Origin of the sequence: Planctobacterium marinum (assembly GCF_020687805.1) — a bacterium.
Classification (GTDB): Bacteria; Pseudomonadota; Gammaproteobacteria; order Enterobacterales; family Alteromonadaceae; genus Planctobacterium; species Planctobacterium marinum.
On the sequence record NZ_JAJEWQ010000001.1, the window covers coordinates 682605 to 707773 of the forward strand.

Annotated in this window: 18 protein-coding genes; 1 reads left to right on the forward strand and 17 read right to left on the reverse strand. The window is 45.4% G+C overall.

Annotated features, from left to right (window positions below; translation table 11 throughout):
* Positions 1 to 15: 15 nt before the first annotated feature.
* Genes LJ740_RS03100 through LJ740_RS03110 form a run of 3 tightly spaced genes read right to left on the reverse strand, consistent with a single transcriptional unit; the run spans position 16 to position 1398 of the window.
* On the reverse strand, positions 16 to 726 hold the full coding sequence (locus tag LJ740_RS03100; RefSeq protein ID WP_229527591.1) for an SDR family oxidoreductase: 711 nt from the start codon (positions 724 to 726) through the stop codon (positions 16 to 18).
* Between the two features lie 25 nt (positions 727 to 751).
* Positions 752 to 1144 (reverse strand): hypothetical protein, encoded by a 393-nt coding sequence (locus LJ740_RS03105; protein WP_229527592.1) that lies wholly within the window; start codon positions 1142 to 1144, stop codon positions 752 to 754.
* A complete protein-coding gene (locus tag LJ740_RS03110; protein WP_229527593.1) occupies positions 1141 to 1398 on the reverse strand; it encodes a hypothetical protein in 258 nt (85 codons plus the stop codon). Before LJ740_RS03110 ends, LJ740_RS03105 begins: the two co-directional genes overlap by 4 nt.
* 198 nt (positions 1399 to 1596) lie before the next feature.
* Between LJ740_RS03110 and fabA the strand changes: the two genes are divergently transcribed.
* Positions 1597 to 2115: a bifunctional 3-hydroxydecanoyl-ACP dehydratase/trans-2-decenoyl-ACP isomerase gene (gene fabA / locus LJ740_RS03115; RefSeq protein WP_229527594.1), complete on the forward strand. Its 519-nt coding sequence runs from the start codon at positions 1597 to 1599 to the stop codon at positions 2113 to 2115.
* Positions 2116 to 2186: 71 nt separating this feature from the next.
* On the opposite strand, the gene rmf is transcribed toward fabA, so the two are convergent.
* From rmf to pepN, 14 genes are all read right to left on the reverse strand, one after another.
* A complete protein-coding gene (gene rmf, locus LJ740_RS03120) occupies positions 2187 to 2360 on the reverse strand; it encodes a ribosome modulation factor (protein ID WP_229527595.1) in 174 nt (57 codons plus the stop codon).
* 267 nt (positions 2361 to 2627) lie between these two features.
* Positions 2628 to 4313: a DUF3466 family protein gene (locus LJ740_RS03125; RefSeq protein ID WP_229527596.1), complete on the reverse strand. Its 1686-nt coding sequence runs from the start codon at positions 4311 to 4313 to the stop codon at positions 2628 to 2630.
* The gene (gene uup / locus LJ740_RS03130; RefSeq protein ID WP_229528032.1) at positions 4313 to 6232 is read right to left on the reverse strand and encodes an ATP-binding cassette ATPase Uup; all 1920 of its coding nucleotides are present in this window, start codon (positions 6230 to 6232) and stop codon (positions 4313 to 4315) included. Before uup ends, LJ740_RS03125 begins: the two co-directional genes overlap by 1 nt.
* Positions 6229 to 6462: a glutaredoxin family protein gene (locus LJ740_RS03135; RefSeq protein WP_229527597.1), complete on the reverse strand. Its 234-nt coding sequence runs from the start codon at positions 6460 to 6462 to the stop codon at positions 6229 to 6231. The genes uup and LJ740_RS03135 overlap by 4 nt, the downstream gene beginning before the upstream one ends.
* Before the next feature lie 11 nt (positions 6463 to 6473).
* Positions 6474 to 8576, reverse strand: coding sequence for a bifunctional 23S rRNA (guanine(2069)-N(7))-methyltransferase RlmK/23S rRNA (guanine(2445)-N(2))-methyltransferase RlmL (rlmKL, locus tag LJ740_RS03140; RefSeq protein WP_229527598.1), 2103 nt, complete (start codon positions 8574 to 8576; stop codon positions 6474 to 6476).
* Positions 8569 to 9126, reverse strand: a complete 558-nt coding sequence (locus tag LJ740_RS03145) for a cell division protein ZapC domain-containing protein (protein WP_229527599.1) — start codon at positions 9124 to 9126, stop codon at positions 8569 to 8571. The genes rlmKL and LJ740_RS03145 overlap by 8 nt, the downstream gene beginning before the upstream one ends.
* The gene (pyrD, locus tag LJ740_RS03150; RefSeq protein WP_229527600.1) at positions 9123 to 10142 is read right to left on the reverse strand and encodes a quinone-dependent dihydroorotate dehydrogenase; all 1020 of its coding nucleotides are present in this window, start codon (positions 10140 to 10142) and stop codon (positions 9123 to 9125) included. Before pyrD ends, LJ740_RS03145 begins: the two co-directional genes overlap by 4 nt.
* 75 nt (positions 10143 to 10217) lie before the next feature.
* Positions 10218 to 15050 carry an NAD-glutamate dehydrogenase gene (locus LJ740_RS03155; protein WP_229527601.1) on the reverse strand — a complete coding sequence of 1611 codons (4833 nt, stop codon included), beginning with the start codon at positions 15048 to 15050 and terminating at the stop codon, positions 10218 to 10220.
* A 221-nt stretch (positions 15051 to 15271) separates the two neighbouring features.
* Entirely contained in the window at positions 15272 to 17590 is a 2319-nt protein-coding gene (locus LJ740_RS03160) for an efflux RND transporter permease subunit (protein WP_229527602.1), read from the reverse strand.
* A 15-nt stretch (positions 17591 to 17605) separates the two neighbouring features.
* Positions 17606 to 18499 (reverse strand): WD40/YVTN/BNR-like repeat-containing protein, encoded by an 894-nt coding sequence (locus LJ740_RS03165; protein WP_229527603.1) that lies wholly within the window; start codon positions 18497 to 18499, stop codon positions 17606 to 17608.
* A 156-nt stretch (positions 18500 to 18655) separates the two neighbouring features.
* A complete protein-coding gene (locus LJ740_RS03170; protein ID WP_229528033.1) occupies positions 18656 to 20023 on the reverse strand; it encodes a DUF1329 domain-containing protein in 1368 nt (455 codons plus the stop codon).
* Positions 20024 to 20032: 9 nt separating this feature from the next.
* Positions 20033 to 22132: a DUF1302 domain-containing protein gene (locus LJ740_RS03175; protein WP_229527604.1), complete on the reverse strand. Its 2100-nt coding sequence runs from the start codon at positions 22130 to 22132 to the stop codon at positions 20033 to 20035.
* A gap of 193 nt (positions 22133 to 22325) precedes the next feature.
* Complete coding sequence (locus tag LJ740_RS03180) at positions 22326 to 22547, reverse strand: DUF2835 family protein (RefSeq protein WP_229527605.1); 222 nt, start codon at positions 22545 to 22547, stop codon at positions 22326 to 22328.
* A 34-nt stretch (positions 22548 to 22581) separates the two neighbouring features.
* On the reverse strand, positions 22582 to 25167 hold the full coding sequence (pepN, locus tag LJ740_RS03185) for an aminopeptidase N (RefSeq protein WP_229527606.1): 2586 nt from the start codon (positions 25165 to 25167) through the stop codon (positions 22582 to 22584).
* Positions 25168 to 25169 lie beyond the last annotated feature (2 nt).

Consider the following 25169-nt stretch of genomic DNA (forward strand, 5'->3'; position numbering starts at 1 on the left):
TTCTTTGCTCCTCATTTATACCGGGAAACCCCAAAGACCAATATTGTCAAAATGGACACGTTTGGGTTGTTGAAGTAAAAATAATACTGACTGCGCCAGATCTTCCGGTTGTAACCAACCAGACTTTTGGTTGTCTTCCGAGTTTGCCGCCGGCACCTGCACTAACCCGGGACACAAGCTGTGGACCTTGATGCCAAACTCTCTGACTTCTTCCTGCAGAGCCAGGCCCAACCCCAATACACCAAATTTTGCCGCACAATAAGGGCCAGCTTCTGCGTAACCATTTTTTGCAGCCTGAGAAGCAATATTGATAATAAATCCACTTTTCTGCGCCTGCATCGTGGGTAACACTGCCTGACTCAGCAAAAAAGTCCCTTTGGTACAGGTTTCCATGACTAAATCCCAGTTTTCTTCCGGACAATCAATAATTTTATCTGTAACACCCAGGCCCGAATTATTAATTAAAATGTCTACTGTACCAAATGACTGTAACGTTTTAGAAACCAGCCCCTGAATATCCGCTTTTATTCGTACGTCGGCAGCCACTGGTAAACACCTGGCCTCATATATGGCATTAAATTTATCCGCAGTTTCTGACAGCAGTGCCTGACGGCGAGAGCTAATAACTACATTAACGCCGGCTTTAAGCAGCGCTTCAGTGATAGCAAGACCAATACCTGAGGCCCCACCCGTGACAATAGCCACTTTGTTTGCGAGTGTGTTCATTTAAATTCCTATGGAGATTTGAAAACTAAGCCCAGCTTACATTAAACGCGTAAATGTACTGTCCAATATGTGAAGGTGCCATCAACAAGGTATTGGAGACAACCGCCTTAAACACATTAAAGTTACCGTATAACTGGCGCATACCGGAGAATTTAGGGGTGAAAAAAGACAAGGGAATATAGACCATGGTAACAACAAAATAACCTTGCCACAGAGACTGACTAAAGTAGCGCTCGTTAAAGGCCAAACCGAACAAGCCGATAAGGCCAAACAGCACCACGATGACATCAATGACATCCTGAACCTTATAGCCTTTGGTATTTTGCTGCCATGTCCCATTAGACAGATCAAACAGGCGTCCAATGACAGAAACCACAACCAATATTGAGGTATACCAGAAAACGATTGTCCAACTCATTTTTGATTCTTTTTAAGCCATTCGTTTAACAGTTTAATTTGACCACATTTATATGCTGCATAGGTGATTCTCAGAGAATTACTTAAAATTTCGCTGTCAGTCCACCCAGTCTTGTCTCGCAACTCGGCGTAACAATCAACCGCTTCAGGATTTACGTAGCCTCTTAACATTTTTTTGCCTTCAGCTTTTTGCTTTTCTCTGAACCGCTTTTGTTTATCTGCGTTTGCTTTCAGACGATTTTTAACGTTGCTCATGTCTATGAAAAGTCATCCCTTTTATGCAACTATACCCTTTCCCACGACGAATGAAAGTTTCACAGAAAATTTGCACAATTAATACCCTGTGTCATCCTCCAAACCATAAAAATACTGGCGAAAAAGACTAATCAGACTTGTTTAGCGCACAAGTGTTCGCTAAATTAGCCGCAAATTTTTAAACAGTGAAGTGCAAAAATGTCAGAAAGAAAGAATCAGTTTGATAAAGAAGACCTACTTAGTTGTAGTCGCGGCGAACTCTTTGGACCAGGAAACAGCCAGTTGCCTGCGCCCAATATGTTGATGATGGATCGCATTGTAGAAATTAGCGAAGATGGCGGAGACAACGGCAAAGGTTACATCCATGCTGAATTGGATATCACACCTGATCTGTGGTTCTTTGATTGTCATTTTCCGGGCGATCCTGTCATGCCCGGTTGCCTGGGTTTGGATGCCATGTGGCAACTAGTTGGATTCTTTCTGGGTTGGAGTGGCGGCCCCGGCAAAGGCCGTGCACTGGGTGTGGGCGAAGTGAAATTTACCGGCCAGATCTTACCTACAGCTAAAAAAGTCACCTACAAAATTACCATGAAGCGCGTCATCAAGCGCAAACTGTTTATGGGCATTGGTGATGGAGTAGTAGAAGTAGACGGCCGTCCAATCTATGAAGCAAAAGATCTGAAAGTGGGTCTGTTTCAGGATACCAGCAACTTTTAATTTAGTGCCAGATATACAAAAGCCCCTCTACCGGGGCTTTTGTTCTCTCTAAAATACTGAAGATTGTGTTTTTATTTTACAAGACCTAAGCTTCGATCTTCCATTGCAGCTCTCCAACCACCAAGCCACTGAGAACGCGCCTCTACAGCCTGGAATGGACAGTTGTCTTTAGCCCTACCAGAAATACCAGCTTGATACCCTTTTGCGTGGGCCCGAGATAATTTATCGCGCTTTTGTCTTTTCATTTTCACCTCTTTATCAATTGCTGTTTGTAGGCTTTATGCCCACCCCTATGAAATAGAGGATCCTGACCTTGTGTTCAAGGTTTAATTTTTACACTGACTACTTGACAACACATAAGTAAATGAAATCCATACAGCTTTTTCTTTACAACATTTTTTCATAAAAATTACATTTTTAATTACATGCAATTAGCGGTTAATTTTTATGATTAAAAACGCATAAAAAAGCCGCGAATCGCGGCTTCAGACAAAGTAAAAACAACTGGTTTATTAGCGTTTAAATCTTCTCATCAGTAATACAAGGGGTAACAGCAACAAGCCCCATCCCGTTGAGCCACCCTGACGATCAGGCGCGCTGGTATCGTCATCATCGTCATCGCAGGAATCAATTTCGCCACCGGGAATCGGATTTAAACGTACAGTGATAAAGGTATCAACCAGGTTTTCAGAACCATCATCAGCTAATGCCAGATTACCCTGAACATCAGTTTCAGCCCGTCTGACTCTGGCCAGCGCAGCAATTTGCCCACTGTCATTGATGCTATGCGCCTGAATAATCGTATAAGGTGAATCACAACTCAATAAATCATTGAGGTTCTGAAAGGTGCTGTCGTTCACATCATAGACAAACGCTTCTCTGCGTCGCGTGCTACTTAGGGTGGTTTCTACCTCGCCCTCGCCCACAACCTGACCATTATTGTTGATTCCCCGGGCGACACTGGAAGAACCAGGGAAAAAGTCATCGGGGAAGCTAATCTCATTAGAATCCGTGTTGTACACGAAAAACTTACTGCGATCGATACCGTTAATACGTTTTACCGCATATCCCGTCACAAGATTACTGTCATTGATGTCTGTCGCAATACTGCTTCGGTATTCATTTCTGTCTGTGATACTGATGATTTCGTCACCGGAAAATACCGCGGCATACTGGCTCATAAAATCCGTATTGTCTTCAAAGAAATTGGTGGTTCGGCCTACGGCCACACCATTTTCGTTTATTGCAAGTGCCTCACTGGAAAACAAACGGTCATCGTCTTCTTCTGGCTCAAAAGGCACTTCATAAGTCATGGTATCAGTGACATTACCATCAGTGTCTAACTGCCAGATTACGGCTCTGCGGTGGTGTGTACTGAACAACGTCGCATGTAAATTTTGTAAGCAGGTTTCCAATGGCTGGTCACCACGGTCCTCTTCATCATTACAGGTTTCTACCGCTTCAGTGATGGCTTCTCTGGGATTAAAGATTTCTAACCCCGCCACCATCAGGCTGTTGTTAACATCACGGGCTTCGGTGTATCCGCCCACCAAATCAGAATCGGAAACCAGACCGACAGTATTACCATTGAGGTCGACAAAACCTCGGGTAGTATGTCCACGTACCAGATAGGTTATTTCCTCATCGTCTTCATTGACGTACTCAACTTTTACCGGGTTTCCTTCAGAGTTACCCACGATAACACCACTGTCGTTAATCCCCTTAACGCGGGTATCAACACTCTTTGTGTAGCCTGAGTAGTCAGCGTCTTCAACATCAAACCCGGGAATATAGGACACTGCCCCGGTGTCTGACACATAGCTAAGCCAGGGAACCAGTCGTTGCACGGTTCTCACACCCTGACCGGCGCGAATAACGCTCAGAATAGTCTGATAATCTTCGAGATTAAAGTTGCCATTTTGAGCCGCTTCAATGTCGGTTAAATTATCCTGTAAGGTCTCACTTTCAAAATCTATCAGCGACAAATCAATGGGAATATTGTATTCCGCTAACGGGAACTGTGAACTGTAAGTAAGTGACATAACGATGTCACCTGACTCGTTCATATCCACCGGGAAGGCATTTTTTGACACCGCATGAGTATCAATTTCTGTAACCTGGTACAGTGCACCATGTGAAGCCTGAGAAAATACCGCCATTGAAACCAAGGCAACCCTGGCAAATTTAAAATATTTCATTAACTCGTTGATTCCTGTTTCATACTTTCAAGCTCATCCCAACGAGAATAAGCCTGTTCCAATTGTTGTTCTGTTTCTGCCAGCAAGGTCAGCGTGGCTGAGACCTTATCCTGATCCTGGCTGTAAAATTCAGGAGCACTTATTTGTTCCTGAATTTCCTGAGTTTTATTTTCAAGATGTTCCACTTTTTCCGGTAACTCATCCAACTCCAGCTGTAATTTGTAACTGAGCTTTTTCGCCTTTGTATTACCTGAAACGCTCTTTCGACTCTCCTGCGGGGCAGAAGTTTCAATCTTTACATTGGCTTTTTTGTCTTTTTGTTGCTGCGCATACCAGCGATGAATTTCCTGATAGCCGCCAACAAACTGTTGAATGATACCTTGCCCTTCAAAGAAGCAGCTCGAAGTGACTACATTATCCACAAATTCGCGGTCATGGCTAACCAGAATCAAGGTTCCCTGGTAATTTGCCAGGGTTTCTTCCAGTAATTCCAGCGTTTCTACATCCAGGTCGTTGGTGGGTTCATCGAGAATTAACAAATTACCGGGACGTGACAAGATCTTGGCTAACAATAAGCGGTTTTTTTCTCCACCTGACAAAGAAGATACCGGGGATTGTACCCGTTCAGGTGAAAACAAAAAGTCTTGCAAATAACTAATTACATGACGCCCGCGACCATTTATGTCTATTTCTCGTTTGCCATCTGCAACCACATCGATCACCGCTTTGTCAGGGTCCAGTTGCTCGCGGTGTTGATCAAAATAGGCGATTTCTAAATTGGTGCCTTGCTTGACTGTACCGGCATCAGGGGTAATCTGCCCCAGCAATAATTTGATCAGGGTACTTTTTCCGCACCCATTAGGGCCCACCAGAGCTAACTTATCACCTCGTATTACCTGTAAATCCAGGTTTTTTACCAGTGGCTGTCCATCTATGGCATAGGTAAGCCCTTTGGCCTCGAATACCCGTTTGCCAGATTTCTGACCGTCACTTAACTGGATAGTGGCATTACCTTGCACTTTGCGTCGCTGAGCATATTCGTCGCGCATTGCTTTCAGGGCCCTCACCCGACCTTCATTTCTGGTTCGGCGAGCCTTAATTCCCTGACGTATCCAGGTTTCTTCCTGACTTAATCTTTTGTCGAACAGCGCATCCTGAGTGGCCTGCACTTCCAGATCCTCTGCTTTTTTAATCAGGTATTTTGCGTAATCTCCCGGGTACTCGGTCAACACACCCCGGTCTAAATCAACAATTTTATTCGCCACACGACGGATAAACGCCCTGTCGTGGCTGACAAAAACCATGGCCCCCTGGTATTCCATCAATTGATTTTCTAACCAATTGATCATCTCAATATCCAGGTGGTTGGTGGGTTCATCTAATAATAAAATATCCGGCTTACGCACCAGCGCTTTAGCCAGCGCGGCCTTTCTGCGCCAGCCACCAGACAATGATTCCAGTGTGACATCAGCATCAAGCTGCAACAGAGAAATCACCTGCTCAATGCGCTGCTCTAATTGCCAGCCCTGACGGGCATCCAGTTGCTTTTGCAAGGTGTCCAGCGTCGCCAGGTTTTGCTCTGACGGATCTTCAGCCACAAGCGTTACCACTTCGTGATACTGCTTGAGCAATATACCGATTTCCTGCAGTCCTTCTGCGATGTAGTCAAACACTGTGATATTAGCCAATGCAGGCGGGTCCTGCGGCAGTACAGCAATCACCGTTTCACTGTTCACTATGCGCTGGCCATCATCCAGTGCCTGTTGCCCGGCAATCAGTTTCAGTAACGTGGATTTCCCCGTGCCATTGCGTCCGACTAAACACATTCTTTCACCGGGGTTTAATGTCAGATTGCCTTTTTCAACTAAGGGTTTGTGCCCAAAAGCAATACAGGCGTCTTTAAGTTGTAACAACATTATCTTAAGAACTCCTGTAACTGCGCCTCATCAAACGGCCAACCTAATTCAACCCCTGACTCATCGTTTCTTAACACCGGTATTCTGGCGCCGTATTGATGAAAATACTGGCGCTCGGCTTTAACGTTAATTTCAGAAAGCGTAATGCTGTCTGCTAACAACGTGGACAACATACTTTTGGCGATGTCACACAAATGGCAATCAGTGCCTGAGAACAAAGTTAATTTATGCATACAAATGTGGATTATTTACCCTGTAAAAGAAAACAATGATGAATTTTACTATTGCGCTTAAAATCCTCGGGAATAGTATCTGCTGTGATGTTTTTCACCGTCAGATTGAGCTTTTCCGTCACGTCACCAGACAATTTAAAATTGCGTAAATTATTGGAAAACACAATAACGCCATCGGTGGCTAAAGACTTGCTCGCATCCCTTAACAGTTCGACGTGATCTCGCTGTACATCCCAGGTGTTTTCCATGCTTTTGGAATTAGAAAAAGAAGGTGGATCAATAAATATCAAATCATATTGATAGCGGTTTTGTTTTAACCAACTGGTGACATCGGCTTTGACAAAGTCAAAATCTCCCTGCAATTTATTTAGAGCAAAATTCTGTTTTGCCCAATCAAGGTAAGTATTAGACATATCTACCGTGGTAACCGACTTAGCACCTCCTAATGCCGCATAGACCGACACAGAACCGGTATAGGAAAACAGATTTAACACCCGCTTGCCTTTACTCATATTGCGGATCATGCTCCGGGTATCTCTATGATCCAGAAATAATCCGGTATCCAGGTAATCAAACAGATTAACTAAGAACTTAGCGCCATTTTCCTGAACTTCCATCATCTTATTTTGACGGGAGACTTTTTCGTATTGATTTTTGCCCTTTTTAACTTCGCGCACTTTTAACGCAACATTTTGCGGCTCAATGTCCAGGACTTTAGGCGCCACCAATAACACTTCTTGCAGGCGGGCACGGCTTTTTTGCTCCGGAATGTTTTTCGGCGCAGCATACTCCTGGATCACCAATGCATCCTTGTACCGGTCAATTGCCACATTGTACTCTGGCAAATCCGCATCATAAATGCGATAGCATTCGGTGTTTTGTTTTTTCAACCAACGTCGCGTTTTATCCCAGTTCTTCCGTAACCTGTTGGCAAAATCACCTTCCAGTTTTGCTTCGTGTTTCAGTTCAGCCAGATTTCTGTCAGCCATGTGAAACAGCACTAACTCGCAATCCAGATTGGCGTTTTTAAATTTATAACTGCGGGAAGAAGCCAGTTTGAGTTGTTTAAGCAGTTCGCGGTTTGAGGTTAACAAGGCTAAGTGCCACTGCGCATAATACTCCTTTAACCAGCTACCCCATTGCTGGAAAATCGGCAATAAACGGTTGAAGTCGCTTAAACGTTCACCGTATGGTGGGTTGCTCACCAGATAACCCGGTACTTCAGTTGCCGGCGCATACTCTGTAGCATCTTTGTGAGTAAACTGAATCATATCAGCCACGCCTGCGATTCTGGCATTCTGCTTCGCAATATTAATGAGTTTATGGCTTATTTCACCGGCAAAGATATTGCCAATGGCTTGTTTCTGCCTTTTCTTAGCAGACCCCAAAATAACTTGCCACACACTTTCATTGTGCCCTGCCCAATGACTAAAGCCCCATTGTTTGCGTTGCAGCCCCGGGGCAATTTTAGCCTTGTACAAGGCAGCCTCAATCACCACAGTACCTGAACCACACATGGGGTCACATAAGGGCTTGTCAGTATCCGCTGTCCAGCCACTGCGCATTAACATGGCAAATGCCAGGTTTTCCCGAATGGGTGCCGGGCCAGTTTCCTGCCGGTAATTGCGTTGATGCAGGCTGCCACCGGACATATCCAGATAGATAGCGGCTTTATCACGGTGAATTCTACCCTGAATGCGAATATCCGGATTGCTTTTGTCTACGTTTGGCCTGGTTGAGTGGTTTTCAGAGAATTTATCCACCACCGCATCTTTTATTTTCAGAGCGCCAAACTGGGTATTGCGTATTTCTTTGTTAGTGCCGAAAAAATCTACAGCAAAGGTGTTTTTCAGGTCAAACTGGCCAGGCCAGTTGACTTCGCAAGCCAACTGATACAGGTCATCCCCTGTCTCTATTCTGCCCGACGTTAATTCCAGTAAGACGCGGTTAGCTAACCGTGACCACAAGCAAATAGAATAAATGGCTTCAAGCTCAGCGCTGGTAATGACCTGCCCGGGCTTTTGCTGACACTCCAACTCTGGCAGTAACTCTTTTATTTCTGCCGCCAGTAACTCTTCCAGGCCCAATGCTGTTGTGATAAGAATTTTATACATATTCATCTGTTCCCGCGTTTTCAAGGCTATCCCCGGTAAACGCAAATAATCTGTCAACACCCACCTTTATCAGAGAAAAAGCGGCTAATTGTTTGGTTTCATTAATCTGATATGGTTGCAACAACATGGCCAACACATAATGCCCTTCAGGGTTTAACAGCAATATATCAGCGCCATCGAACCGGGAGGTGACTGAAGCCAGACCGGGTATGGTGACAGACATTGAGTTTGCGTCCACATTTTCCTGGTACAGCCAGTTTTTTGCGGCAATTTCCTTGTGAAAGACAAGGGCTGCAGTGGCGTTGATCACAACCTGAAAGGCCAGTTCCGGCCATTGATTAAACACCGAGATTTCGATGTACTCCACCAGTTCATTGTAAATTTCGGTATCAGTTACCGAAAAGGCGACACTGCTCAGGTCTTTATCTCGCAACTGTTTAGCGGCAATGCCGGTAACCACCTTGTGCCCGGTATCAAGGTTGAGAGTCAGGCACTTAAACTCCGGATCCAGCTCCCATTGCCAATGAGGAGAAGGTAGCAAAAAACTCAATGAGCCACCTGAATACCGGACACGATATCTGTGATCAGTTGTGGCCCCTGGTAAATAAAGGATGAATAAACCTGTAGGACTTGTGCACCAGCATCTAATCTGTCTTGTGCGCTCTGAGCAGAATCGATCCCTCCTACCCCCATGATTGGGATTTCACCGGCTAAGGCGTTCGCCAGTAAACGGGTAACTTCAAGGCTTTTTTGGGTTAGCGGTCCACCGCTTAATCCCCCGGCTTCTTTTGCCCAACGCAATCCTTCCACACCGTCACGGGAAATAGTGGTATTGGTGGCAATGACCCCTTCCACCTGCGACTTTTTCAGTGAATCGGCAATGCCTTCAATTTCTTCCGCACTCAGATCCGGTGCTATTTTCACCAAAACCGGGACATGTTTACCATGCCTGTCAGCTAAAACCTGCTGCTCCTGCTTAATACCACTTAACAAGGCTTCCAGCGCTTCGCCATATTGCAGATTGCGTAAGCCCGGTGTATTAGGAGAAGAAATATTAATCGTGATATAACTGGCATGTTCGTAAACCTTACGCATGCAAATCAGATAATCATCCAACGCGTTTTCTTCTGGTGTGACTTTGTTTTTACCAATATTGATACCCAGCACACCGCGATATTGCGACTGTTTTACCTGTTCAACCAGGTAATCCACCCCTTTGTTATTGAAACCCATGCGATTGACGATGGCCTGGGCATCTTTAAGCCTGAATAACCGGGGTTTATCATTACCGGCCTGAGGCAATGGGGTCACGGTTCCAACTTCAATAAAGCCAAACCCCATAGCAGCAAAGGCGTCGATACACTCGCCATTTTTATCCAGGCCTGCAGCAAGTCCGACCGGATTAGGCAACGTCATACCCAGAAACTGAGTTGGTTTAGCGTCTACGTCTTGTTTGTACAAGTTCTCTAAAGGTGTGTTTTGCGCACGCTTTAAAAAATTAAGCGTTAAGTCGTGACTGACTTCAGCATCCAGATTAAACAGCAACTTTTGTGCTAACCAATACATTCAGTATCCCTTAATAAAATAAAAAGCCCGGTTAATACCGGGCCTTCGTTCAAACATTCAAATTTAGTACTATTACTAATCGCAATTCAAACTCAATAAGCCCAACTCTCGTAAAGCAACTGAGAACTTAGCGAACTCATGAGTTGTGCTGGTTTTAAACTCGGCCATCATATGATACCAGCGTTCCAGCAAGAATTGATGCTCTTTAATCCATTTATCTAAAATTTCCCTGGCATCGCTGCTTTCCGGTGCATGTTTAAGAATGCCAACCGTTAGTAAGCGTTGTTGCCAGTCTAACTCTTCGCGATAAGAGGAACGCGCCAGTGCTTGCCAGTGATTTGAAACAGCCTGTTTATTGATCTGATCCAGGAACCAATGTAATTCCAACTCAGAACCCAGCATGTAATACAAGCTGGCAATCAGCGAAGTATCGCGATCCTGCTCCGCGACGATTTGCGCCAGATCCAGACATGAGAACAGATTACTCATACTGGCAATTCGGGTCGCTATTTCGTTGGGAACCCCAAGCTTCACGAAATTGTCAATATTGAGCTGTAATTGCTTGTATTCAGCCGGAACAAGGTAAGCCTCAAGATTTTCACTGATGTTGTCGAACGTGTCGGCATAACTGTCGATACAGGCTTGTAATTCCTGACCTTTTTTACCGTGACGCATATACCAGCGAGAACCGCGACGCAACGTGCGACGTATGCTGTCAAACATTTGCAATTGCACTTCAGCAGAGACCTTGTTGTCCAAATCTTCGACACTGCCCCACAGCGCTTCAATCTTGAACACACCTTTGATCACGGCATAAGCATTGGCAACTTCATGCACTGCTGCGCCGGTTTCTTCACGCATACGGAACAGGAAGTTCAGTCCCATGTCATTAACCATGTTATTGGCCAATTTCGTAGCGATGATTTCTGCCCGCAATGGATGCTCTTCCATTTTGGCGGCAAATTTGTCTTGCAGCACTTTCGGGAATGCACTAAGCAGCAGTTTGGCGTGATAAGGGTTATCCGTTATTTCAGGAATATTGAGCTGTTCTTTAAGTACCATTTTGCCGTAGGAGATCAGTACCGAAAGCTCCGGACGCGTAAACCCTTTACCACGGGTCAGACGTTCGGATAAATCATCGTCAGAAGGGATAAATTCCAACTCGCGGTTAAGCACCCCGTCTCGCTCCAGGCCATGTACAAAGCGCAACTGCTCTTTCAGGGAGCCGACGCCGGTTTGATGGGTAATCGACATGCTTAATGTCTGACGATAACAATCCTGGATCACCAGGTCTGCAACGTCGTCGGTCATGTCATATAACAACTGATTACGTTGTTTGACTGTCAGATCACCGGCATTGACCACAGAGTTCAGCAAGATTTTGATATTAACTTCATTGTCCGAGCAATCGACACCACCCACATTATCAATAAAGTCGGTATTGACCCGGCCTCCCGTTGACGCATATTCAACCCGTCCTAACTGGGTCAGACCCAGATTACCACCTTCACCGACAATCCTGGCCTTAACCTGGCTACCGTTGACCCGTACATCGTCATTGGCTCTGTCGCCGCAATCTGCATGGCTTTCTTTAGAGCTTTTCACATAGGTGCCGATACCGCCGTTCCAGATAAGATCAACCGGCATCTTAAGTGCGGTATTGATCAACTGATTCGGTGTCATACTGGTGGCTTTGGTATCCAACCACTTTTGCATTTCCGGCGTTAACTGAATAGATTTCGCTGAGCGAGAGAACACGCCGCCGCCTTTAGAAATTAAAGACTTATCGTAATCATCCCAACCCAATTTTGGATTATCAAACAAACGCTTGCGCTCTACCCAGGTCTTGGCCGCATCCGGGTCCGGATCAAAGAAAATATTCAGGTGGTTAAAGGCACAAACCAGACGCGTGTGTTTAGACAGCAACATGCCGTTGCCGAATACGTCACCAGCCATATCACCTACCGCTAAACAGGTAAAATCTGTGGTTTGACAATCAACTCCCATTTCCCGGAAATGGCGTTTAACCGACTCCCACGCGCCTCTTGCTGTAATGCCCATGCCTTTGTGGTCATAACCTACACTACCACCAGAGGCAAATGCATCACCTAACCAAAACCCGTATTCTTCTGAAATACCATTGGCGATATCTGAGAAAGTAGCAGTACCTTTATCAGCGGCAACCACCAGGTATGGATCATCTTCGTCGTGGCGTACCACATTTTCCGGATGAACAATGCTGCCATCTACGATGTTATCGGTGATATCTAATAAGCTGCGGATAAAGATTCTGTAGCATTCCTGACCGGCTTTAAATATCGCATCGCGACCTTCAGATACCGGTAGTTTTTTACAAACGAACCCGCCTTTAGCGCCAACCGGAACAATAACGGTATTTTTTACCTGCTGGGCTTTTACCAATCCCAGCACTTCGGTTCTGAAGTCTTCCTGACGATCGGACCAGCGCAAGCCACCGCGAGCCACTTTGCCACCACGCAGGTGCACACCTTCAACCAGCGGTGAGTAAACAAAAATCTCAAACTTAGGTAACGGCAGGGGCATATCCGGAATCAGTTCCGGCAGGAACTTAAAGGAGATATACGGTTTTTCAAACCCTTCTTTATCCGTTTGATAAAAGTTAGTTCTCAGTGTGGCCATTATCATGTCCAGATAACGGCGAATAATACGGTCGTCATCCAGGTTTGCCACCTGATCTAATTTGTGTTTGATATCCTGCTGTAATGCCTCAATCTTGTCAGCATCTTGCTCTTTGCTGGGATCAAAACGCGCTTCGAACAAACTGATAATCAGTGTGGCAATATCTGGGTATCTGTCCAAAGTACGGGCAATATAGCTATTACTAAAAGAGCTGCCGGTTTGGCGCATATACTTAGCGTAGGCACGCAAAATGGTGACTTTGCGCCCCGTCAGCCCTGCCCCAAGAACCAAACGGTTAAAGGCATCATCTTCCAGATCATCATTCCAGACTTTGGAAAACGCATCCTGGAACAACGATTGTGCTTTCACCATATCCATTTTGGCACTGGTACTGTGTAACATGGAGAAATCCATGATCCAGTTAACATCGCCGTCGGCACTCTTCACTTCGTAAGGCGTTTCATCGATAACGCGCAGACCGAAGTTTTCCAATACCGGCAACACTGCAGATAGGTGAATAGGCTCTTTCTTATGGAAGAGTTTCAGACGAACAGCCTCACTGTCTCTGGACTCTTCCTGAGGTTTGTAGAACAGCATGTCCAGGCGGTGACTATCATCCAGCAATTCCAGCTTTTCGATGTCTACTACCGTTGTGCCTGGCAGATTTTGTTCCATATAACTACGGGAAAAAGCGCTTTCATATTTTTGTTCTAACGCTTTGCCTTTCGTCTGGCCATAGCTGGCTCTGATTGCGGAGCCCAGTTTGTCATCCCACGATTTAGATAGTTCCACAATATTCTTCTCTATGTCCTTTACGTTAACTTCTACATTATTGTTCTCAACACGAACAATGTAATGGGTTCTGGCGTAAACCGATTCAGAGAAATAGGTTGTAAATTCGACTTCTTTGTCACTGCCAAGAGACTTCTTCAGCAACGCCTGGGTTTCTTTACGCAGTTGCGTGTTGTAGCGCTCTCTGGGAACAAATACCATGCAAGAGAAGAATCGACCGAAGATATCTTTTCTGACAAATATTCTGGAAATACCGCGCTCCTGCATCTGGAAAATGCCCACGACAATTTTAAGCAGCTCTTCGTCTGTGGTTTGCAGGATCTCATCACGGGGATAGGTTTCCATGATATTTAACAGGGCCTTGTAAGCGTGTGTTCCTCGCTCAAAACCCGACGCATCACAAATGCGTTGGATCTTATCCTTAAGAACCGGCAGTTGTAAGGCACTGCTGTTGTAAAAAGACGCGGAATAAAGACCCAGGAAGCGATCTTCTGCAATCACGTTGCCTTTGTCGTCAAATGTTTTGATGCCGATGTAATCCATATAGGCAGGACGATGTACACGGGCTCTGGAATTGGTTTTAGTGAGGATCAGGGGTTTATGGCTCAGGGTTTCCTGGCGAGCAGATAAGGGTAATCTGGACAGAACGCGTTCCCGATCACTGATGGAGTTTTTCATCAATCCTAAACTGGATTCATTGTCAGCAATCCAACGGTAATCGCCTTTGATAGCCTTCGCACCATAATGACGGTAACCCATCAATGTAAAATTGTGATCTTCTACCCAGGCCAAAAAGCGCTCCGCTTCCTGTTTTTGTTCTTTGCTACAAGGCGCCGGGGCTTTTTTGAAATCGGCAATAATGCTTTTCAGGCGTTCCCGCATTGCTTGCCAGTCATCAACCGCTAAACAAACTTCATCCACTACAGATTCAATTTCTTTCGCCAGAGCGTCCAATTTACGACGGGAAGTTTGTCTGTCAACTTCAATCAAAAACACCGTTTCTTTAGTGGTGTTTTGGTTTTTGGCACCTTCGCCAAACTGAACCAGGTTTCCATGCTCGTCACGCACCAGACTCAAAGGACTATGGATCAACAGATGCGAGGTGATGCCCAATCGATTTAGTGACATGCGCACCGAATCCACCAGGAACGGCATATCTTTTACGATAATCTCTACGATGGTATATGTGGATTGCCACCCGTGCTTAGCAACATCCGGATTAAATACGCGAATAAAGGATTTATCACTGTTGTAGGTAGCAAACTCATTCCATAAGCTGAGCACTGCTCCATAAAGGTCACTATCGCTACGACCATCAAGATCGGTGTTTGCGACGTTTTGATATAAATTTTTAGCGAACTGAAATACCAGTTCTTGTTTTTCTTTATCTACTTTATTTTTAATAAGTTGGTACACGTTGTTCAAAAGAACAGAATGTGCGCTTGTAGATACCGTCATTTCAATACCTTGTGATGTTGGGCTTAATGTAGGGTAATTGCCAGTCTCTGATAAGCCTGGTTCAGAGACTAGATTTTGCAATATTTTCCATGAATATTACTGAATATTAAAGAGAAATTTACAACACAAAACTGCACCAAAAATAAATATTCAGGCTTCTCAAATAAAAAATGACCTGAAAGGTCATTTTTTATTAATTTTTTGCATTGCTATGCAATATATTATTTTTGCTTACGCCAGAACAGGGCTGCGATAGCTGGTAATACCAGTATAGCTCCCAGCATATTCACCACAAACATAAATGTCAGCAATATCCCCATATCCATCTGGAACTTAAGTGACGAAAATACCCATGTACTGACGCCGACAGCCAGTGTAATACCTGTGAATAGTACTGCACTTCCCCGCTCCTTCAGGGCTTCAAGGTAAGCATCCTGACAACACATACCGTCTTTCAGTTTTTGGCTCATGGTAGACAGGATATAAATTCCATAGTCCACACCAATGCCTACGCCAAGAGCAATAACGGGTAAGGTAGACACCGTCAGGCCTATCTCAAGGTATGTCATCAATGCCTGAGCCAATACTGACACCACATACAAGGGTATAACCACGGATAAGGTTGCCCGCAGTGAGCGGAAGCTCATCAGACACAAAATGATTACGGCTCCAAAGACATATAACATCATAGGGTCTTGTGCCGCCGCAACCGCTTCATTGGTTGCTGCCATTACACCGACCGGCCCGGAAGCCAGTTTAAATTGCAGATTGTCTGTTTCATATCCGGTTCTGAACGCTTTGACCGCATCAACCACACGATTGATTGTCTCAGCTTTGTGATCTTCCATGAACAAGATAATCGGCATAACAGAGCAATTACTGTTCAACAAGCCTGAGGATGTGGGCACCCGACCAATGGCCTGAACCATGGTTTGCTCGTTTCTTGGTAATACCTTCCACTTCGAGTTACCTTCGTTGTACCCGGCATTCACACGTTTAGCCACCGACGGTAAACTGATAGCAGATTGCACCCCATCAATGTTGGTCATTTTCCACTGGAACTCATCAATCGCGCTCATAACATCGTGTGACGTACAGGCTTCCGCATCAGTTTCCACCAGGACGGACATATAATCCACCGTGATTTCAAACTTATCCGTGATCAAAAACGTGTCCTGGTTGTAGCGGGACGACTCGTGCAGCGCCGGAGCACCTGCATGCAGGTCACCAATCTTCATTTCTTTTGACTGTATCCAGCCCAGTACAAACAATACAGCAGTAATCGCCAGAATATACTTAGCAACCCCCATTGATGAGCAACATGAAATACGTTCCCAAATGGCGTCTATTGTACTTTCTGTTTTGTTAACAACATCTTCAGCGCATTTGGTTTTTAATTTCAGATAAGACATTAACACCGGCAACAAAATCAGATTGGTCAGAATAATGACTGCAACCCCCATAGATGCCGTGATAGCCAGTTCGCGGATAATACCAATGTCAATCACCAGCAAGGTCATAAAACCGACAGTGTCTGATATCAGTGCAACACCACCAGGTATTAACAATTTTCTGAAAGCATTTTGTGATGCCAATTTGGCAGTAGAGCCATTGGCCACTTCTTTGCCCACGGCATTGATCATCTGCACGCCATGACTCACACCGATGGCAAACACCAGGAACGGCACCAGAATCGACATAGGATCTAAACCAAATCCTATTACCGTTAGCAAGCCCAATTGCCACACCACCGCAATCACAGAACACAGCAGCGGCAGGAAGGTCAGCATAAGTGACTTGGAAAAGAAGTAAACCATGACGGCCGTAATGGCAATCGCGATAGTAAAGAACAACACCACGTCTTTAGCACCATCAGCCACGTCACCAATCATCTTGGCGAAACCAATGATATGGATACTGATAGTATCGGATTCAAACTGACCTCGTAGTTCATTTTCAAACTGCGCGGCCAATTTCAGGGTATCGAGTTTTTCCCCTGTTTCCGGGTCCAGTTCCAGTAACTGCGCCGTCACCATTGCGCATTGAAAATCAGTGGAAACTTGTCTGCCAACGATGCCTGCCTTGGTGATATTTTCCGAAACCAGTTCTAAGGCTTCAGGACTGGAAGGGGAAAAGTCAGCAGGAATGACCGGACCACCGGCAAAGCCACCTTCAACAATTTCAGTAAAACGTGTAGATGGTGAATACAGCGAAGTTACCAGGCTTCTGTCCACACCAGGTATAAAAAACAACTGGTCGTGAACATTCTTTAAGGTAGTGAAAAAATTCTCATTGAAGATGTCGCCGTCTTTTTCACACACGGCGACTAACACATTATTAGCACCACCAAAATCTTTGCTGTGCTTCATGTAGTTCACCATGTAATCATGGTTCAACGGGATATTTTTAGTAAACGCGGCGTCCATTTTAAGTTGCATCGCCTGGAAAAACAGAAAGCCTGTCGCAACAAAAAACAGCAGGATAACGGCAAGCCGATGCCTGAACAGCAATTTCTCAAGAAGATCGGTTAACGAATTCATATCTGTTTTATGTCCTTAATTCAGAGGGAGAGATTTAAAACCTACAGCCGATACTGCAATGGCCTTTTGCCCGGCAGCAATCGCATCGATGACATTTTCACCGTCTTTCTGTTTTTTGAGTCGCATTGTTCCGTTTTGATAATATCCAACCGTTCCGTTATTACCCACGAGTATTGCACCGGAGTCATTGACTGGAATAACAGAATTAAACGTCGCAGTGGTTTTAGTTTCTACACGACGCCAGCTCTCCATGTCATCTTCAGAGACATACAGGCTACCCCGCAATCCTGCCGCCATCACATGACCATTAGCCAGTTTAGCAACACCGAAAAATGAACCATAGTAATTGGTTTCTACCCGTTGCCAACTCTGACCAAAATCTTCGCTGTAGGCCACCAATCCAGATTCGCCGACAACAATCAATCTTTGTCCATCGGCAGTAACTCGGTTGAGATGCGGCAAAATGGACGCCATTTCCTGACGGTAAAATTCCTCATCCTCGACTTTCAACTCTTCAACATAGGCTTGATCATCCGGGTGCAGAAACGTTGGGTGGTATTCCCGCTCCCAGTTTTGTCCCCCGTCCTGAGTTCTGAAAAATACCCCGTAAGCGCCAATGGCAATTCCCTGCTCAGGGTTGAAGAAAAAAACATCCAGCAAAGGACGCTCTAATTCAGGTAGAAACTGCTGAGTTTGCCAGGTTTCGCCATTGTCAGCAGAATGAAGTATTACGGCATCATGCCCAACCGCCCAGAGCTGCTCACCCATTGCAAATACAGCGGTCAACGTGGATTTTGTAGGCACAACCTTTTGCGTCCAGTTTGCGCCATTATCATCTGATACCAGGACATGGCCGCGTTCACCAACGGCCAATAAACGGCTGTCTGACGTGACGATATCCAATAACATTGATTTGTGAGCTAGTGGGGCAAGATAAGAGGATTCAGTTGCCGATAACGCGGAACAAAATAAAAGACAAGAAACGAGAATACTTTTTGCTGATTTCATAAATCCTTCAACATAGAAAAAGGTGGCCCTTTTGTGGGCCACCAAACAACACAGATTTTAGCGACGCCCTTCTCTTCTTAGCGCCTGTGGAGTGAAATCTTGATCCTGAAGTTCTACAGAGAAGTCATACATACTCTCTTCATTATCAAGTCCCACCGCCAGATAACGACGTGAGTTGAGGTCATGGTTAACATCAAGCGTAGACCAATGAGTAGGAACTTCATAATAATTTACGCCATAAGCAATATTAACCCGATACAATTCGCCGCGATTATCATACATATCCGCGACCTGGATTTGCCAGCTATCTTCATCGATGAAGAACACGCGTTTTTCGTAGATGTGTCTGACACCTTCTTTCAGTGTGGCTTCAACAACCCAAACACGGTGTTTTTCAAAACGCGTCAGGTCAGGATTGATATGACCAGGTTTTAAGATGTCGTCGTATTTTACCTGATCACTGTGCAACTTGTAGTTGTTGTAAGCAACATATAATTCTTGCTTACCTTTTAACTCCCAGTTATAGCGGTCCGGAGCACCGTTAAACATATCCAGATCATCACTGGTTCTCAGGCCATCAGCCGCTGTTCCCGGGGCATCATAGGCCACGTTTGGCGCCAGGCGCACACGGCGCTGACCTGTATTGTACGTCCAGGCTTTCCGCGGCTCTTTTACCTGGTCCATGGTTTCATGAACGAGTAACGCTGTGCCTGCCAGACGCGCTGGTACCGTCACTTTTTGTTTGAATTTAAACAGTACGTTTTCTTCAAACAGAGACTCAGGTGTCGCATCGCGCTGAGAATATTTAATCATTAAAACATCATCAAACCCGATAACAGTGAAATCTCCACTGGCTGTCGGCGCAGCCTGACCACCAAAGCGCTGCACTCCCTGGCCACGATATCGCAATAAGTGGTTCCAGATAGCTTCCAGACCATTTGAAGGGATCGGGAATGGAATTGCTCCTGAGGCGTTTTTGATGCCGTTACCACCTTGCACTAGTTCGGCGTTAACCGCATTTACTTTTGCCTGATCGTAGATCCATTGTGGATTCGATGCTGTGCGTCGCGTTTCGTACACAGGCATGCGGTAAGTGTCTGGATAGGTTTCAAACAGCTTTATCTGACCAGGCGTCAGAAAAGCTTTGTACTGTTCAAGATTAGCGGATGTGATCTCAAATAACGGCTTGTCAGCGGTAAATGGATCAGGGTGGAAATCGCCGGGTGTGTAACCATCCGGTGCTTTCGTGATACCACCGCCCCACGCGGGAATACTGCCATCAGCATTGCCAGCTTTGACACCACCTAACGGAGTTAATTCGGTTCCTAACTTGGCGGCTTCTGCTTCAGAAACTTTGGCATTTGCCACGTTTACTGACAGCGCCATGGTAATTGCAGATGCAATCAGGGCCAGTTTTTTCATTATATTCGCTCCTTAGATGGAATACTTAAAGTCAAAAGAGATAAAGTCACGATCGGATAAGTCATTCGCCTGACCACCACCCCAGAATGCATTGTAGGAGAAGGTGCCGGACATCTTGCTCAGATAATCGAAAGTGAAGCTGATGCTGCCCGATTTTCTATCTTCAGTGAACAGGAACAACGGATTTGGTGTGGTTCCGTCAACATCGTGGGCAAACGTAGAGCGCACTCTTAAGTTGATACCACTATACACGTTGTTAAAGTCTGCTACAGCCAGTAAGCGGTAACCCCATGCATTATCAGTCGCAAACTGAGCACCGGTTTCCGGACCGTTAGATAAACCAACATGTAAGCCTTCACGGGTAGACACTGAGCCATCAGGATTAGTAATGGGTACCAGAGGTACTGAACGGTGTGTGCCTGGAGCTTCCAACGCTAACACACTTGGATCTGGCATATCCTGGATTTCGACGTAACCCACTTCACCCAAAACAATCAGGTTATCTATGAATCCAACCGGTCCAAATAAATGGGACGCGGTTAACTGCAACTGCAGGCTATCCAATTCAATAAAACCTTCAATGAATTCACCAGGAGTCGGTGCATGACCTATGTACGAGTCGTACTGAGAAATTCCCGCCAGATCAGGACGCAGTCCTGCTGCAGCTAACTGTTCCGGGAATGCCGCGTAAAGCAGGGTTACATCGTCAATCTGCATCGGCTCATCAGGACGGAATGAAATTTCACCTGCCAGAGAGGTTTCACCCACGCTGGTGTTAAAGCTCATACCGTACAGTTTGATGTCTTCCGGGAAGTATGCCGCTGCTTTAGGGAAGATTTTTAAATCTGTGATATTTGACGCTGTGATCTCATTAGCAGCAAGAAATCCTATATCTTGCGCAATAGTCTGTCCTCTGTAGTCAGCACTAAGTCCGGAAAGTAATGGACGGCTGCTGTGATAATTCAGATGGTAGAAGCTAAACTCTGTATTGTTTAAGGCTTCAGAGAAGTAGGTAAACTTAACACCGTATTGACCACTGTCACTGGCGTCGTTGTAGAAGTCGTCGCCTTCAGCACGAATCGCCACTTTGGTTGCATGTGCTAACAATGCAGAGCCCATAGCGGTCGGATCTGCTCCGGCACGTACAGCAGCGCCAATTTGATTGAGAGAATTAATTAAAAACGCCTGGTCTATATCCGGGTTACGGGTAAAGCTCAACTGGATGTTATTTAGGTGACCGCCGTCACCGGCGAAATCATTGGTGCCAAAATAGGTACCAGACACGGGTAAAACACTGCGTTCAAACTCATACTGATAATAAGCGTCGACACTAAAACTGTCAGTCAGGCCCAATGAGGCAAATACCGTTCCCACCGGAATAAATACTTCTTTTAGTTCCGCACCTGGTGCTCTGGCACGACCTACATCCACCGGGTTGATTGTATTGATACCATGCTGAATAAAGGTACTCTCACCCCAGGAAATCACCTGGTCACCAATACGCAAGCTGAATGGCTTTTCACCCAGATAGGTGTCCCAATAGAAAAACGCATCCAATAACCGCACGTCAGTACAGGCGTTTTCTTTTGCTCTTGGGTCATCACACAGATCGCTGCGGCCATCGTTACCTGACAACTGGCTGGAGATAGGGTTTTGCCACGGACGATCACCGTCCATCAATTCAAAGTCGTAGTAGTACATGCCACGTAAGAAGACACCCCAGTCACCTTTGTTGATGTCTAATTCGTGCACGCCTTTAAATACGGTTGAAAAAGCTTCACCCCTGTCAAAGTTTAAATTTCCCAGGTCGCCGTTCGCTGAATAGGCACCGACACCGTCATTCAGTCTCCAGATATCCTCACCCTCATAAATGATATTGGTGGTCATGTTATAACCGGTCCAGTCAAGGTTGGGTTGGCTACTGTTAGAAATTTTCCCGAAATCACGGTCTTCAACCCGATAACTGGTTCCCAGTGAAAAGGTTGAATCGAACGTAATATTGAAACCACCGACTTCCCAATTTGCACTGTGGGCTGGAACCGACATAACGGTAGCAGCGGCCAGTCCAATGGCAAGAGGCGACTTTTTGAAGATACGAGGCCCTTTGATCATGATTTTTATTCTCCCCTGTCTCTGCAGGCTGGTGTTGTGTGTACCCTATAAACACAGAGTGCATGCTTATAATTAACAAAATGATTACATCATTTTAATACGGACGCAAGAACTAATCGTACCAGTTAAAATGATGGTAAGGTTCGGTTATATCAACATTTATTTATTTTAGGTAAACGAAGTAATAGCCTGGCTAGGCAATTTTTTCAAAGGATTTGAGCTTGTTATTTTCATCCACGATTAGACGAAATCGCCCCTGAATCCCTGTTTTCGTTACATACGGCCTGAGATTCTTGGTGGGAAGTTGCACTTTTTCGCCTGAGTCGGACGTCATCAAACAGGTGTTCAATTGAGGTCGATAAAGATTTTCACAATCGAAATAACTGATATTGAGGCTGAAAAAATAACTTTTCATTTTTGTGAATATTTTTTAAATAAATGGCTCTGATTTAATCAGAGCCAAGACTTTTGGTTACTTTTTCGTACACATCTTTACTTAATCCTGACGTATCAGCGATACGCGTTAATTGCAGACGCATATTTTCAGCCTGAGGACCTGTGAGCTTTTTCCACTTCAATAGTGGTGTAATTATGCGCGATGCAACCTGGGGATTAACACTGTTAAGTCGAATAATGTTATCGGCGACATATTGATAACCGGAACCATCCTCTTTGTGAAACTGCGGAACATTGTAAAAAGCAAATGTACCAACAACTGAACGCACTCTGTTAGGATTATCAAACGTAAAGCGCTGATGGCTGGTGAGCAAATCCAAAGTGGGCAAGATATCGTCTCTGTCGGTGCCGGCATGTAGCGCAAACCACTTATCAAGTACCAGTACGTCGTCATGCCACTTTTGTTCAAAGTCTAACATCAAACTTTCAAAACAACCCAGGGTCCCTGGGGTTCTCAGCGCATGTAACGCGCCCAGCGAATCGGTCATGTTATTCGCTAAAGAAAATTGCTGTTGTGCCAAATCAGTCTGGCCACTGGCCAATGTGTGGTATTGCAACAATAAGTTCTTCAACCGGCGCTTTTCTGCATCGCTGGTCTCATACTGATACGGCTTATTTTCAAACCCTTCAATATAGTCGACAGCGAATGTGTTGAGTGCATCGGCCAAACTTTTTCGAACCGCTTCTCTGGCGCTATACAGCGTTAAAACATCCACTTTTTCACGTTGTTCACTCAGGTATTCAAAGCCAGGTAAAGACAACAGCTCGCTCAGCAGACCAAGGTCGGAAATACCGGCAGATATCAATTGTTGAGCAATGGCGGCTATGTCACCTGCAACATCCCCCCCGGTATCAGCTCGCTTCCAGATTAAATCAGAGTATACCGACTGCGCAGCATCCCAACGCGCAAAGCTGTCTTTGGCATACAACATGATTTCCAGCGACTCGCTGTTATCGATTGCCTGCTGCACCTTTACTGGCGCAGAAAAGTCGGTAAACAACGCGATATTTTGTTCCGCATTTACATTTTCAATGACCAGATCATCAGCGTCATTTAATAAACTGAAAACCCCGCTTTTTACCTCGTCGGTACGCTTATCGAACAATTCCCAGGCCACCGGAATATGTAAGTTTTGTTTTTCTTTTTGACCTGCTGTTGGCGGGTGAGTTTGCTTTAGACTTATCGTCAGGGTGTTATTCGCCGGATCGTAGTGTTTAGACACTGATACTACCGGCGTACCTGACTGGCTATACCAACGTCTGAATTGCGATAAATCAACACCGCTGGCATCCTGCATAGCCTGCACAAAGTCATCACAGGTTACGGCCTGGCCGTCGTGACGTTCAAAATAACAATCCATCCCTTTCCTGAATCCATCCTGCCCCAGCAGAGTGTGGATCATGCGAATCACTTCAGCACCTTTGTCGTAGACCGTCACCGTATAGAAATTGTTCATTTCAATCACTTCGTCGGGGCGGATAGGATGTGACATTGGCCCGGCATCCTCAGCAAACTGATGCTCCCGCATGACCCGCACCTGTTTGATACGGTTGCTGATATGGGAAGACATATCCGAACTAAACTGTTGATCGCGGAACACCGTCAGGCCTTCTTTCAGGCTTAACTGGAACCAGTCCCGGCAGGTAACCCGATTTCCGGTCCAGTTGTGAAAGTACTCATGGGCAATAATAGATTCAATGTTGAAATAATCTTCGTCGGTGGCAGATTCCGCATTCGCCAGAACAAATTTGCTGTTGAAAACATTCAGCCCTTTGTTTTCCATTGCCCCCATATTAAAGAAATCAACAGCAACCACCATGTACACGTCCAGGTCGTATTCCAGACCAAAGGTTTGTTCATCCCATTGCATTGATTTTTTCAGGGAGTCCAGTGCGTGCTGACCTCTGCTGCCATTGCCTTTATCTACGTACAACTCAAGTGCAACATCACGTCCTGAGATAGTGGTATATTGGTCGGTAACCTGGTCAAAATTACCTGCCACCAAAGCAAACAAATAACAGGGCTTTTTAAAGGGATCATGCCATGTCGCCCAGTGACGCCCGTTTGCCAGCTCTCCTTGCCCGGTTTTATTGCCATTGCACAATAGATAGGGATACTTTTCCTGGTCGGCAATGACTTTCACCGTGTAGGTTGTCAACACATCTGGCCGGTCAGGAAAGTAGGTTATCTTTCTGAAGCCCTCGGCTTCACATTGTGTACAAAAAGTACTGGCCGCATAGTACAGGCCTTCTAACGACTTGTTTTCAGACGGCAGACACTCTGTAACAATTTCAACGTCTGCGTTCTCGAAGGGAAATACCACCTGCAGGCCATTTTCAACAACCCGGAATGCCTCGTAAACCTGACCGTTTACTTTGAAAGACAATAGCGCCAACCCTTCACCATCAAGCATTAACTTGTTTTGGCTGAGGTTGGTTTTCTTAATTTTTAATCGACTGGTAACCCGGGTTCGCTGTGGATCTAAATCAAACACCAAATCCACTGACTTAATTTCAAAGCCATAGGGTTTATAGTCAGCCAGCCGTTTGGCGGCTGGCGTTACTGCAGAATTATCCATCT